Genomic DNA, 11,949 nt, shown 5'->3' with positions numbered 1-11,949 from the left:
ATTAACCCCTTGATTTATAAGGGTTTTCATGTATCCGGCTCATCCACGGGTTCTCAAAGGGTTTATTTGCTAATGAACCTCCCCGTGGCAAGCCACGGGGTATCAGAGGAGGCGTAACTGCTTCGTTTCCGACTCCTTACCCTGATTTTTTACATAACGCTCAACCACCTTCCAGTCCCCGCGTTCACCTACCGTCGAAACGTAATATCCATCAGACCAAAACTCCCCACCCCACAGTTCTTTCTTTAGTAATGGATACTGCTTAAATAACTCACGTGCAGTGATACTTTTAAATTTCCTCACAACTTCACCAATGCTGTATTTTGGATGAAATGAGCAAAGAATATGAATGTGATTTTTATCGCAGCCCAGTTGCTCAAAGTCGATCTCATATCGCTCACCTATCTCAACCGCAATAGATTTTATGGCTGATGTGATCTCGTCGCTCAACAATGACTTCCGATATTTCACGGGAAATACAATATGATAATGCGTCTGGTACACGCAGTGGCTTGCCCGTTTGAGGGTCATACGCAATAGTTTGACTCGAAAACCTATGGTTTTCAAACTTTCCTATTAAGCAACCGCGGCAAGCCGCGGGGAATACTAGTTTAAACTAATCGGGTCTTTCGCAAATATGAAAATCTTTCGGGTCATTCTCAATTTCGAAGCACTTATCAGTTAATAACACAACACCTTAATAGGTTTTCTATAATTAGGGTAAAGTTGATAAGTACCCCTTAAGATCAAGGGGTACTTCGATTAATTAGCACTTACCAGGAATTGGTTTTGGCTTGCTACGTTGGTGCTTTTTTACTTCTACCGTTTTAGGACCAGGCTTTTTACTATCTCTTACTGGTCTGCATTTATCTTTAGCCATTTGATCGACCTCCATTATTGAGGGACTTTCCAATAGTGGGAGACTCCGCTACAATCTAAATTCTCACATTAAGAATGCTTAGGAGGATCATTACAAGTCCGTTTCTGTAATGATCTTTTCTAATAGCAGCTATAAACACAACATATTGTTATTTAAACCCACTTTATTAACTATATATTGATCTATAATTTTATACTAGAGGATAACTTGTGAATTTTTTGTGAATAAGTTGTGCATTTTCTGCAAGATATAAAATATCGTAGGTTTCAATCGCTAAATATATGTTTCCCAATTATTTATTGTCCGATATCCTTTTTTCGATGCATCATTAGGAATCCACTTACCATAGGTCTTCATCACCATTTCAGTATCAACATGCCCCATTTGGCTTGCAACCCACATAATATTTTCACCACCCGATAGCATCATAGAGGCATAAGTATGTCTTGTTTGATAAGGGTTTCTGTAACGAATACCAGCTCTCTTAATTGTATGCACCCAAGCAGTGCGCCGTATTTGGTGATCAGTTTCCCATGGGTGATTCGTGCGTGGATTATGAAATACCCGTTTCCCAATATCAAATGTATATTTCATTTGTGTGTTAAGTGCCTCAATAGCAGGAGGAAGCAACATTACTTGGCGTTTGCCTGCAATGGTTTTAGTTCCCTTAACCTGTTTTTTAACAACAGCCCTGACAACATTTATTATCCCATTAGCTAAATCGATATCCTCCCATTCAAGAGCTATAAGTTCCGATGTTCGCAATCCAGTGAAAAAAGCAAACTGAAAAAGATTTCTGATCTGTTCGTGATGCGTTGCATCTAAAATAGCTTTGACCTCATTTTTATCAAATGGGTCTACTTTGAAAGTGCTTTTGCTGGTTTGTTTGCTTAACAACTTAGAAATAACAATTTTATCCAGTGGGTTACTTTTGATGTACTCATCATTGAGTGCTTGTTCAATGATTGCACGTAGAGGAATGAGAAGGTTACTGACCGTTTTTGAGGTAACTTGCAGGCCACGTATCCATTCTCGAATGAAGGCTGGCTTTAAGTCCTGCAAGGCTACCTCACCAAAATAAGGAATAAGATGTGCCTCGCATACTTTTTTGTAACCGATATAAGTACTATGCTCACGGGTTGCCTTTATCTGGTCTAAAAAATCTCTGAGCAACTCGCCGATTGTGATATTGGTTTTGACATGACCAAATCTTCTCGCTAAATTTGATTGTGGAAAATAGTCTGCATAGGAAAATGTACCACGTTCAATGGTGTTGATTATTTCACAACGCAATCTTTCTGCATATTTAATATTGCTAGGGGTAACTTCCAACTTTAATGTTTCGCGGCATTGTACCCCCCTGTAATAAAAACTTATTCTAAGAGTGGTTTTTCCTGAGTTCCAACGCCTTACCTCTACGCCTGTTGGAGTTTTTGGAGTGTTGCTTGATCGCCGTTTTCCACCCATTTTTCAACCTCCACTATATTAATCCATAAATTACCATCAGGACCAAGCTTGCAATGCAAACCATCGAGCCACATACCTCTCTTTCTTTTACAGTGCACAGCATTGGTGGTGTCACCTGTGTTTTCGCAATATTTTTTAAGTTTTACCCATTTCATAATCAAAACTTCCTTCTTTATTTATGAAAACTATCCTGCCAAAGACTGATTCTTTGGATTTGTGCTGATTTCAAGAATAATTTGATAGAGCTTCATTAATTGCATCTCAGATTTGAAACTGCTTGGTATAGCGTTATGACAGTAAATTGCTCGAATATTCTCTATCGATGCACCCGACAGATCTGCGATATTTTTCAGGGTGTAATGTGTTGAGTCTAAAATGTACTGAATCATCCCTTTATAGATGTCCAGTTTTGAATGATGATCCATGAGCGAACACTCCTTACTGCAAGGCATATCTACTGCGCTGCTGATTTAAATAAAATCAATACCAATGACTAAGTGATATTTCCTTAAAATATGGTAATATCTACTTTACATCGGTGTAATTAGTTACACTAATGTAATTTATTACATCTATGTAACGAAATCAAGCTATGTCGATAAATATTTTAAATGAATCTAACAATTTGCTATTGGCGCAAACCCTCACTGACTTGATCGACCGTGAGAATAAGCTTACACCTGCGGCATTAGCACGAAAGCTGGGAATACCAACTAACAAAATTACTAGAATTTTGAATGGGGATGTTACAGACCCTAAAGCCAGTACACTGCTGCAAATTGCGAATTATTTTGGAATTACTATTGAGCAGTTACTTGGCTTGGAGCCAATTGTTCGAGAAGGAGTTTCCAGTGAACAAACAACACAATCGTTGCCTGTTTATGAATTTAGTAATCCGACACAAATGACTAAAGAATGGTATCGATGGGCACCGAATGAAATTGATGGCGATTACTATGCGCTGGTTATAGACACTGATTTATATGAACCAACCTTCCCACAAAATTCTTTACTAATCGTTAATCCTGATATCGCTCCAGATGATCGCTCTTATATTCTTGTGAAGAAAAAAGATAGCCCGCAGCATTGTTCTATTAAAAAATACGTTCTTGAAGGGAGCCAGGTTTATCTGTACCCAATAAACCCTAAATTACCCGTAGAGATATTCGATAATAATTTGCACGCTATTGCAGGTGTGATCCTTGAGGTACATCAGAGGCTACATTCAAAAAAATAAGTTTCAGGATGTAATTATGGACAAATGGAGTAATGGAAACAGATTCTTACGTTTTGCATATCAGCACCTAATTTTACGATTTACAAAGCAAGTTAGAGAACCATACCTTATTCGGATTGATAATATATACCCTGATCCTGATAGCAATGAATTATCTATTGCTTTTCATATTGCGAACAAGCGCGTTAGTGAAGAAATGTCTGTCGCCGAGTTTGTGAAAACGGACATGATTTATCTGGTTGATCCACGTATTGTATTTGACATGGGACAGCAATTTGGCTCCCATGCAGAAAGACTGATCATTACAAGTAAGAAGGAACAAAGCTTAAAAAGCAAGTGTGTCACTACTTTAAAGAGGGTTTTCATTGATGAATAGCCCGATTATAAGAAAGTCCAAAACTCCACTGCAATTTAAAGTATTCCACACTCTTCTTGGGTTTGCTGTTTTCTTTTCTTTGATTACCGTTCCTGCTGAAGCGGAGATCATTAATATATTTGGAATACATACAGCATCAGAATTATTGTGGTGGCCTATTGTCTTTTTCGTGCTGCGGCTAATACACAGCGTGTACGGCTTTGCTTATCTCCGGCATACGGTGTATTCAGTAATACTGTTCCATGCTATTTATATTTTATTTTTAAAATTTGCTATTTGGTTGCCCGCATCTTCGTTCTGGAAAATGCAAGCGACCTATACGCAGGTGCTTGGCCGAGATTTTTTATACTTGGCAAAAAGCTCTTTATTTTTATGGGCTTGTTCCGTGTTGCCAATACGATTTAGCCTTAATTTAAACCCAATTTATAAAGGATATATTTTCTGGATATTCTTATTAACCTTTTGTCTGCTAGACATATTTTGGCTAAACATTCACAACGATAGTAGTCTCTCGCAGCTTAGTGTTCCTCTGCTAGTCTTTGGATTTTTCAATATATTTTATCAGGGATTATTTAGACTGATTGCAAAAATTGAACAGATTGAAAGTCCTATCGGTAATGCACGGGTGTTTGAATTCCACCTGCCTCAAACCATAAAAAGGGATGGCAATACATTTAAATACCATCATATGCTGTTTTGTTCCAGCATCGTATTTTTTATTGCTTCCAAAACGATGGCGGCAAAATTCATAACCATAGGTTTTTTGACCATTAATGTAGGTGGCATTGTCTTTTCACTAGCGTACCTCGCAGCAGATATGATGACTGATGTATATGGGATTGAGCGCACTAAGCAGATGATATTGTTTGTTATTTTTTGCAATTTGCTCTTTGTTTTCGATGTTTGGATAACAAATTTGTTGGCTATCGGCGATGACGAGCCATTTAAATTAATCTTGCATAATCAGGCACGAATGTTTATTGCATCTGCAACAGCGTTTTTTCTCGGTATGACCATCAATTCCACTGTCATTTCGCTTATTAAATCAAGGCAGCGCAAACGCGGCATTTCTTTGAAAAAGGAATTTATCACTACCGTTTGGACAAGAATTGCAACTTCGTCAGCGTTTGGAATCATCATCGATGTTAGTCTTTTCTCGCTAGTGGCATTCTATGGAATTGTGCCAACTGAAAAGTTGGCAAGCGTGATTGTGTTTGAAGATGCATATAAAATATCCTATGAGGTTATTCTTGCACCCGTCTCGATCTTGTTGATCTATTTTCTCAAGGTTAAAGAAAAGGTGGATATTTATGATGAATTATCAAATTTAAACCCATTCAAAATTGATACCAATTATAAACTCAGTGCGAATAAGTTTGCTGAAAACTATATCAAGCCAGAGGGGCGAAACAATGAATAAGTACATTCATGATTTTATGAGGGCTACTATTGAAGTGGCTGCGTCTAATCCGATTGCTCCTTATGGCGCAATTATTGTTTATGACGATAAGGAAATTCTTTTGAAGTCGGTGAATAGTGCGCATCATCATCCATTGATGCATGGCGAATTATCTGTTATCCATAATTTATTTAATAATGGGTTTAATGGTGATGTCAGCAAGCTTAGTCTTTATACCACCGCTGAACCTTGTCCTATGTGTGCAGCTGCGATTTATTGGGCGATGATCCCTAAAGTGGTTTTCGGTTCTTCCATTTCGTTTTTGCATGAGTTGTTTGGTCGGCAAATTCAGGTTGGTGTAAAAGAAATTTTGTCAAAAACGCCTGATTTTTATAATTGTCGTTTGATTGGAGGGGTAATGGAAGATAAGTGTAATAATTTATTTCTTGAGGCAAAACGATTAAGGCAGATATGAATAAAGCCTAAATTGAATGCAATTTAAGTAGATAAGCCATGAATACATAGTAATTATAGAGGGATAATGCAATGGGGCTTCCAAGAACATTTGTTGGGTTTAGCAGTACAGATATCCACTATTATCGTTTGATGCTGGCATGGAAAAATCATGAGCATATAGACTTTAATTTTACAGATTGCCAACTCTCTCACGAAATAAACTCTGAGAACGAAGCATACATCAAACGCAAATGTCGTGAACGTATTAATATGGCTGGTACATTTGCTGTGTTAATAGGAAATGATACACGCAATAAGCACAAATATGTACGATGGGAAATGGAAGTTGCTCTTGAGAAAAGATGTCGGATTATAGGAATCAATCTTGATGGTTCCCGCCAAGTTGTAGATAGCACTTGTCCGTCAATTATTCGTAATATCGGTGCTATTTTTGTTCCATTTTCACCAAAAATTGTTGCTTATGCCCTTGAGAATTATACAATTCAAAACGATCGTGATTGGTATTATACTGATGAAGTGTATAGACAGCTTGGTTACTGACAACATGGAACTCGTATGCAATCATCGGATTACCCATCTATCTACTGCTCAGCTGATGAATTATCTTTGTTATCGCAGAAGCGTTTTTTTCTTGCATTAACTGCTCATCTGGTACTGCTTATTTTTGCTGCAATTTTATCCCTAATTAATATTTCAGGCTCATTAATCGCAATATTACAGCTAATTACGCTCCTTTCAGTATTGTTTTGCTCAATCTATTTATTTAGTTTGCGCCCTGATCGGCTTTGGTATGCTGGTCGGGCAGTAGCTGAATCAATTAAAACTATTACATGGCGGTACGTTAGCCGAGCCGAACCTTTTCAAGGTGATGATACTAATGCCAGAACTCACTTTAGTAAAAGCTTAAAGGCTATTGTAGATCAAAATGCTGAAATTTTTAGGGCAGTGACAACACGCTTAGATGCACCTCAAATTACTCAAGTTATGGAGACAATGAGAAGTCAACCTTTAGAGAATCGTTGGAATATTTATATGCAAGATCGTGTTAGCGAACAGCTAGCATGGTATGCAAAAAAAGCTAACTTTAATAAAGGAATGTCTAAAAAATTTTTTGGGGCATTAATTTTTGTTAATAGTATTGCTGTCTTATGTGCAATTTTTCGTATTATTTTTTCAGAACAAACATTTTGGCCAACGGATATTTTTGTAGCAACATCTGCAAGTCTATTAGGTTGGATGCAAGCAAAAAGATTTTCTGAGCTTTCAGCATCTTATGCGCTAGCTGCGCATGAAATAAACTTCATTAAAGAGCAGTCTGCCATGCCTAACAATGATCAAGATTTTTCATTATTTGTTGGCGATACAGAAAATGCCTTTTCGCGCGAGCATACTCAATGGGCTGCGAGAAGAGACATTTGAGTTTGTTAATTTGAGAAAATATTTTCTCCTATGGATTCAAATAACATTTGATACGAATTATCCTTTTTAATTAAGTTGAAAACAAAATCCAATGCACCGAGAATGGTTGCTTTATTATATTGCTCCATTCTTGATTTTATTACCAACCCTCCTAATTCAATCTTATGCCGAGTATCGGCTTTACGCTTTTTCAACTTTTCTAACGCAAGTGATTTTTCACAACGAACAAGAAGTTGTCTTTCCTTCTCAATTTGTTTAAGTATTGTCATGGCGTAACTCCTCAGCAAATTTCAAAAATGCTGTTTCCAATCGCTGCATATCAAATTGATGAAGGCCATGCTTATAGGCAAGAGTACCAATTTCAAGCTTATGTTTTTGTTGCAATTTATTCAGCTTGATTTTGGCTTTTTCGATTCTATCCAAGAGTACTGCTTCCATTTGCGATACTGTCTTTTTTGACATGATGTCATCTCCGCAAATGACGTTAACAATGTAAGCGTACCGTTCAGGATCTTGGAAATCAATAGATATTTACACATTAGTGAGCGTAGCGAACTCAAATCACTCCCGCAGAAGAATTCAAGGGCGCAATATACATTCATTCGAATGTTTGCTAAATTAACCCTGTATAAAAAAAGAAAATTCTTCATGGACAAGTTTTTTTCTCAATCAAAAAGCAATCGATGGATCACAAACCTGATGGCGTATCCGTGGCTATTGCTTTTGCTCATGTCTCCATTCATACCCGCGCTAAAGGGCATAGTGCGATTGCTGCAAGTGCTTATCGTTCTGGCTCAACGCTTTATGATGCACGCACTGGCATAACCCATGATTATTCCAATCGCCATGATGTGGCATTTTCCACAGTACTTTTACCACCTGATGCTATTTCTGAGTTCACTAACCGTGAATTTTTATGGAATAAAGTAGAGCAGGCAGAAAATCGGCGAGATGCCCAGCTTTGTAAAGATGTGGTATTAGCTCTCCCTAAAGAACTGAATTTACCGCTGCAAATAGAACTTACAAAACAATTTGCGCAAACCTATTTTGTTGATAATGGATTACCTGCTGATATTGCCATTCATGATCATGGCGATGGCAATCCTCACGCGCATATTCTTATTTCGACAAGACGTTTGGAAAAAGATCGATTTTCCAAATATAAAGCACGTGATCTTAATCCAGCTTTTGCCAAGCGATTTATTGTTGAAAAAGATTATTGGGGTGAGCTTTGGCGAGAATATCAGAATAATTTTTTTAGAGAACATGGCTTAGAGCTTTCTGTCGATTTGAATCATGTAATTAGCGAGAGACATACAGGGCGCATAAGCCATCATCATGATAATTATTTGCATGAAGAAAACAGGCTTATTAATGATGTTCGAGCTGATATTGTATTAAATCCTGAAACATTTATTCAACGTATTGCAGAAACCCATAGTGTGTTTAGCCGCCGCGATATCGAACGATTAGTGTTTAAAACGTTTCAAAAAACGCATCATTCAACCAATTATTTGCAAGTGGTTGCTCAGATTTTAGAGCATCAAGAGGTTATTAAATTAGGCGGTAATGATCAGGGTATCGAATCTTATACTACGCGAAAACAATATATTGAAGAAGGCAAACTTCTTGAACATGTGGAACGTTTATCCGTCCGTAAAAACCATGTTTTGCAGCAAAACTTGGCAAAAGTGATTAAGCAATACCAGCTTAATGAGGAACAAGCCCAAGCTATGCAATTTATTATTCAAGGCAAAGATATTAGCGTTTTAATCGGTCGCCCTGGAGTAGGTAAAAGTTATTTGCTAAAACCTTTAAAAGAACTTTATGAAGAGCAAGGGCATATGGTATTGGGGGCATCGCTGTCAGGTAAAGTGGCGAAAATGCTACAGTCTGAAACGGGTATTCAAGCTTCAACTATTGCTTCTCTCACTTATAGGCTTAAGACTGGGAAAATGTCACTGACTAAATGGCATGTGCTCGTTATTGATGAAGCAGGAATGGTCGACTTTAATAACCTTAGCTTTCTGTTGAAAGCTGTTGATGAGGCAGGGGCAAAGATTGTTTTGGTAGGTGATCCGGATCAGTTAAAACCCATTCATAAGGGCGAGATTTTCAGAGGTATTGCCGCACGTACAGGCTATATTGAGTTAGGCAATATCAGACGGCAGCGTGATGAAGGCGACCGGATGGCAAGCCTTGCTTTGGCGCGAGGTGAAATAAAAGAGGCGATTAATCATTACGCGCAAAGGGAAGCCATTCATTTTTTTGACGGAAAAAATGAAACCACCGATGCATTGGTTGATATGTGGCAGAAAAATTTAACTGCTGAGTCGATAAAACAGCATGTGATGCTGGCATTTAGTTGCTCTGCGGTTGATGAACTTAATATTAAGGGGCGATTAGCCGCAATTAAAAATGGGTTGGTGAACCAAGATGGATTTGATTATTTTTCTCAAAATGGAGCTAGCTCATTATCACTTGCAAAAGGCGAGCGTATTTTATTTCGTCAAAATAACAAACCATTAGGGGTTCATAACGGTGACTTGGCAACAATTACTGATATTAATGCAAACACATTAACCGCTATATTAGACAGTGGGGAACAAGTCATTATTCCCCAAAACTATAAATGGATTGATTATGGTTATGCACTAACCGTACATAAATCTCAGGGTATGACTGTAGAACAGGCCAGTGTGTTGATTGACAACACCTATTGGGATAAACACCTCGCTTTCGTTGCAATGACACGCCATAAAGAAAAATTGCAGATTTATGCGAATACCCAGATTCATTCCGACCTCGATGCGTTGGTTCACACTTTATCGCGCAGTACGACTAAAGATAATGTGATCGATTGGCCTCTGGATTTTGCGCTACGAGCGGGTTTTGATTCTGACAGTCTGGTAGGCAAAGCTATTAATTATATTGCAAGGACGGCAACTACTATTAAAGATAAATGGAGTTATATCGTTAATTATGAAGCCTATTTATATGCACAAGGCGTTAAAAAACAGCTTCAAGAACAACAAATTGCTCGTTCTGTCGCACGTTCTGTGGCAAACCTTATGGATGAGTCACAGGATTTAAAACAGCAATTCAAGTTATTAGAGAAGGAGGCAAAACAAAAGAACATAAGTCCCTATCATTTGCCCGAATTTGGTAAGCTTTATACCCGCAGCCTTGAAAGAGATAAGCAGGCATCAGCATTGGTTTCAACTCAATTAGAATCTATTGAAAAAATGGCACTACCGTCCACATTTATTGAGAAAATAAAAAGTTATGCTGATCGTTATAACCGTTATCAAATGATAGAAGCAATTGCAAAGTCATCTAGCTCCGAAGATTATGAGTTATTACTTAACAGTAATCGTTTAAAAATTGATTTGTCAAAAGATTATCCTCATATAGTTAATATCGCCTCTCAATACCATATTCCTGTGGATTTACTCAGGGAAAAAATTCAGACCTTCCAACAGCAATACAGAAAACAAGCATGGAATAACTTGTGTAAGGAATATCCCGTACTGGCTGAATATGAAAAAATAACGGAACAATCATCAAAAATGCATGGATTCTGTAAAGAGCAATATCAAAAGGTAATACAAAATCTGGTAGTACGTATAACGAATGATGCATCATTACTGACAAAGTTAAATCACGATCATCCTAAAATCGCTAACAAGCTCCTAGTTCAGGCTCAATCTCATTCTGCACATGAACAGTCTCATTAATCGAGAAAAAGGTATTTTGATTAGAGGCAAAGAAGTATTTTCCTGACAGTTTATTAGATTTGGGTTTATTTTTATCAAGATATTGATTTAGGTAATGGTTAGCAATTGTTATTGACAGGGCTATTACCGCAAAAATAAACGGTATAAGCGGATTAGCTGAGGCTGAAACCATAACACATGGAAGTAAGATACTTTTTATAGCAAATAAACTCGTTGTAAGTAAGGTTACGCCAAAATTTAATGCCAATTTCTTATAATTATGTAACAGCATTGTTTCCGCGTGCTTTTTGGCTTGTTTTAATTCATTCAGTTGTTCTGGATGTAGTTCTTGTTTACTCATTGCAAGACTAATTTTTTTGATGTGATGAATTAATTTCTGCTCCTCATTCCAAGCACGAATTGCGATCAGTAGCAATTCAAGCACCATTAATCCAAAAGATAGGAACAGGTAATCTGCTGGTGTTAATGCAGAGATAATACACTGGAAATCAGTAAATAATTCAAACCATGAATGCCCAAGGTATTGAAATACCTCTTCAGAAGCTGAGTCACTTGAAATAATAATTCCTATTAGATGGGTTGTACTCATCATTAACCGTAGCCCGTGAACAACAAGACCCAGATAATACAAGGCAGATTTGATAAAGCTTAATATGTGGTCTAAAAACTCCCAATGACCATCGAGAAATAAATATATCCCTGTAGCAGTCAATAAGCGCAATCGGGAAATTAAAAGCCGTGGCCAAATTGATCGGGAAATCAATCGCCTGATTTTACGCTCAAAGTGATAAGTAGGACGCTTTTTCACAATAGCAGCAAAATATTCGAACGCTTCGTTGGTCAAAAAATCAGAAGGGAAAATTTGTTGGATATTTTCTTCTTCACCCTCAGTTAATCCATGCATCGGATCAAGCAGCCACTCATCCCTGTTGGGCTGCTGAGGTTGTTTTTTCATTT

General features: G+C 37.6%; 15 protein-coding genes. 8 read left to right on the top strand and 7 right to left on the bottom strand.

Annotated elements, in window-relative coordinates; genetic code table 11:
• Positions 1-102 precede the first annotated feature (102 nt).
• The 4 genes from tnpA to Llon_RS09075 form a co-directional block, all read right to left on the bottom strand.
• Positions 103-531 (bottom strand): IS200/IS605 family transposase, encoded by a 429-nt coding sequence (gene tnpA, locus Llon_RS09090; RefSeq protein ID WP_058529752.1) that lies wholly within the window; start codon positions 529-531, stop codon positions 103-105.
• 622 nt (positions 532-1,153) lie between these two features.
• Complete coding sequence (locus Llon_RS09085) at positions 1,154-2,347, bottom strand: tyrosine-type recombinase/integrase (RefSeq protein ID WP_058529751.1); 1,194 nt, start codon at positions 2,345-2,347, stop codon at positions 1,154-1,156.
• Positions 2,296-2,502, bottom strand: coding sequence for a hypothetical protein (locus Llon_RS09080; protein ID WP_058529750.1), 207 nt, complete (start codon positions 2,500-2,502; stop codon positions 2,296-2,298). The genes Llon_RS09085 and Llon_RS09080 overlap by 52 nt, the downstream gene beginning before the upstream one ends.
• A 30-nt stretch (positions 2,503-2,532) precedes the next feature.
• A complete protein-coding gene (locus tag Llon_RS09075; protein ID WP_058529749.1) occupies positions 2,533-2,772 on the bottom strand; it encodes a hypothetical protein in 240 nt (79 codons plus the stop codon).
• Positions 2,773-2,939: 167 nt separating this feature from the next.
• Here Llon_RS09075 and Llon_RS09070 point away from each other — a divergent pair, with 167 nt between their 5' ends.
• The 6 genes from Llon_RS09070 to Llon_RS09045 all read left to right on the top strand — a co-directional run bounded on the left by Llon_RS09070 (position 2,940) and on the right by Llon_RS09045 (position 7,255).
• Positions 2,940-3,584 (top strand): helix-turn-helix domain-containing protein, encoded by a 645-nt coding sequence (locus Llon_RS09070; RefSeq protein ID WP_058529748.1) that lies wholly within the window; start codon positions 2,940-2,942, stop codon positions 3,582-3,584.
• Positions 3,585-3,600: 16 nt separating this feature from the next.
• Entirely contained in the window at positions 3,601-3,960 is a 360-nt protein-coding gene (locus Llon_RS09065; RefSeq protein ID WP_058529747.1) for a hypothetical protein, read from the top strand.
• Entirely contained in the window at positions 3,953-5,380 is a 1,428-nt protein-coding gene (locus tag Llon_RS09060) for a VUT family protein (protein WP_058529746.1), read from the top strand. The genes Llon_RS09065 and Llon_RS09060 overlap by 8 nt, the downstream gene beginning before the upstream one ends.
• Positions 5,373-5,834, top strand: coding sequence for a nucleoside deaminase (locus Llon_RS09055; protein WP_058529745.1), 462 nt, complete (start codon positions 5,373-5,375; stop codon positions 5,832-5,834). Before Llon_RS09060 ends, Llon_RS09055 begins: the two co-directional genes overlap by 8 nt.
• 71 nt (positions 5,835-5,905) lie before the next feature.
• Complete coding sequence (locus tag Llon_RS09050; protein ID WP_058529744.1) at positions 5,906-6,376, top strand: TIR domain-containing protein; 471 nt, start codon at positions 5,906-5,908, stop codon at positions 6,374-6,376.
• 15 nt (positions 6,377-6,391) lie between these two features.
• The gene (locus tag Llon_RS09045) at positions 6,392-7,255 is read left to right on the top strand and encodes a DUF4231 domain-containing protein (protein WP_058529743.1); all 864 of its coding nucleotides are present in this window, start codon (positions 6,392-6,394) and stop codon (positions 7,253-7,255) included.
• Positions 7,256-7,260: 5 nt separating this feature from the next.
• Here the strand turns inward: Llon_RS09045 and Llon_RS09040 are convergent, their stop codons facing one another.
• Positions 7,261-7,524: a conjugal transfer protein TraD gene (locus Llon_RS09040; RefSeq protein ID WP_058529742.1), complete on the bottom strand. Its 264-nt coding sequence runs from the start codon at positions 7,522-7,524 to the stop codon at positions 7,261-7,263.
• Positions 7,511-7,717, bottom strand: coding sequence for a hypothetical protein (locus Llon_RS09035; protein WP_058529741.1), 207 nt, complete (start codon positions 7,715-7,717; stop codon positions 7,511-7,513). The genes Llon_RS09040 and Llon_RS09035 overlap by 14 nt, the downstream gene beginning before the upstream one ends.
• A 186-nt stretch (positions 7,718-7,903) precedes the next feature.
• Here Llon_RS09035 and Llon_RS11790 point away from each other — a divergent pair, with 186 nt between their 5' ends.
• Positions 7,904-8,080, top strand: a complete 177-nt coding sequence (locus tag Llon_RS11790) for a hypothetical protein (RefSeq protein ID WP_237758307.1) — start codon at positions 7,904-7,906, stop codon at positions 8,078-8,080.
• A complete protein-coding gene (traA, locus tag Llon_RS09030; RefSeq protein WP_237758305.1) occupies positions 8,023-10,992 on the top strand; it encodes a Ti-type conjugative transfer relaxase TraA in 2,970 nt (989 codons plus the stop codon). The genes Llon_RS11790 and traA overlap by 58 nt, the downstream gene beginning before the upstream one ends.
• On the opposite strand, the gene Llon_RS09025 is transcribed toward traA, so the two are convergent.
• Positions 10,937-11,947, bottom strand: coding sequence for a hypothetical protein (locus tag Llon_RS09025; protein WP_058529740.1), 1,011 nt, complete (start codon positions 11,945-11,947; stop codon positions 10,937-10,939). The two genes, traA and Llon_RS09025, sit on opposite strands and share 56 nt — an antisense overlap.
• Positions 11,948-11,949: the final 2 nt, after the last annotated feature.

This window comes from Legionella londiniensis, from assembly GCF_001467825.1.
GTDB classification, from domain to species: domain Bacteria; phylum Pseudomonadota; class Gammaproteobacteria; order Legionellales; family Legionellaceae; genus Legionella_A; species Legionella_A londiniensis.
This window is presented reverse-complemented; position numbering and strand designations above follow the sequence as displayed.

Coding starts and splice junctions, on each gene's coding strand:
- tnpA (WP_058529752.1), bottom strand. CDS start 531: ATGACCCTCAAACGGGCAAGCCACTGCGTGTACCAGACGCATTATCAT.
- Llon_RS09085 (WP_058529751.1), bottom strand. CDS start 2,347: ATGGGTGGAAAACGGCGATCAAGCAACACTCCAAAAACTCCAACAGGC.
- Llon_RS09080 (WP_058529750.1), bottom strand. CDS start 2,502: ATGAAATGGGTAAAACTTAAAAAATATTGCGAAAACACAGGTGACACC.
- Llon_RS09075 (WP_058529749.1), bottom strand. CDS start 2,772: ATGGATCATCATTCAAAACTGGACATCTATAAAGGGATGATTCAGTAC.
- Llon_RS09070 (WP_058529748.1), top strand. CDS start 2,940: ATGTCGATAAATATTTTAAATGAATCTAACAATTTGCTATTGGCGCAA.
- Llon_RS09065 (WP_058529747.1), top strand. CDS start 3,601: ATGGACAAATGGAGTAATGGAAACAGATTCTTACGTTTTGCATATCAG.
- Llon_RS09060 (WP_058529746.1), top strand. CDS start 3,953: ATGAATAGCCCGATTATAAGAAAGTCCAAAACTCCACTGCAATTTAAA.
- Llon_RS09055 (WP_058529745.1), top strand. CDS start 5,373: ATGAATAAGTACATTCATGATTTTATGAGGGCTACTATTGAAGTGGCT.
- Llon_RS09050 (WP_058529744.1), top strand. CDS start 5,906: ATGGGGCTTCCAAGAACATTTGTTGGGTTTAGCAGTACAGATATCCAC.
- Llon_RS09045 (WP_058529743.1), top strand. CDS start 6,392: ATGCAATCATCGGATTACCCATCTATCTACTGCTCAGCTGATGAATTA.
- Llon_RS09040 (WP_058529742.1), bottom strand. CDS start 7,524: ATGACAATACTTAAACAAATTGAGAAGGAAAGACAACTTCTTGTTCGT.
- Llon_RS09035 (WP_058529741.1), bottom strand. CDS start 7,717: ATGTCAAAAAAGACAGTATCGCAAATGGAAGCAGTACTCTTGGATAGA.
- Llon_RS11790 (WP_237758307.1), top strand. CDS start 7,904: ATGGACAAGTTTTTTTCTCAATCAAAAAGCAATCGATGGATCACAAAC.
- Llon_RS09025 (WP_058529740.1), bottom strand. CDS start 11,947: ATGAAAAAACAACCTCAGCAGCCCAACAGGGATGAGTGGCTGCTTGAT.